Annotated in this window: 1 pseudogene; it reads right to left on the reverse strand. The window is 45.5% G+C overall.

The features are described 5' to 3' along the window. Window positions 1–458: pseudogene (locus R8O10_RS26050) on the reverse strand (MipA/OmpV family protein); the annotation flags it as partial. Window positions 459–618: the final 160 nt, after the last annotated feature.

The raw sequence follows: 618 nt of genomic DNA on the forward strand, positions 1-618 counted from the left end.
CGGATGGTAAAAGATGGTTCGAACTCCCAATCACCCAGCTCGTAATTTGCTGCAATTCTGTAGTTTGAGTGGAACTGAAACTCGTCATCCGTCATCAATTCCACTTCAGCGCGCCAGTTTTCATTGAAGTCATAACGCAGTTGGCCACCAAAATCGACGCGATCACCTTCAAACGCGTTTTGAACGGATTTAGGAATGTCGACAAAACGAAGACGCGTAATCGCGCTCACTCGCCAGTCAGAATCCTCTTCGTTAAACAGAAAAGCGCCGCCCTCGAGTCCGTTAATGTACAAATGTTCATTTTCAAAAAACATCATCGGCACGAAGGTGCTCACCGTAGAGTCATCGTTAGCAGTGTAAAAAGGAATCGAGGCCGTGCGATACATGGCGGCAATGCCCCACGTTTGCTCATCTGTTGCATAAGCCGTTGATACAGCCGCAGCGAGCGGAAGCATCATGGTGGCTTGTTTCAATCTCTTCATGGGTTTTAATCAAAGTTGATGGAGAAAATCAGTGAATTAAGCTTATGTTCTTTCGATATTAGCCGTTACAATACTTAACGTTGTCATGTGCGTGACAGTTCGTGTCATGCACTTTGATACGTTGGCATGAACATAA

Source organism: Vibrio sp. 1727 (genome assembly GCF_033344415.1).
Lineage (GTDB): Bacteria > Pseudomonadota > Gammaproteobacteria > Enterobacterales > Vibrionaceae > Vibrio > Vibrio alginolyticus.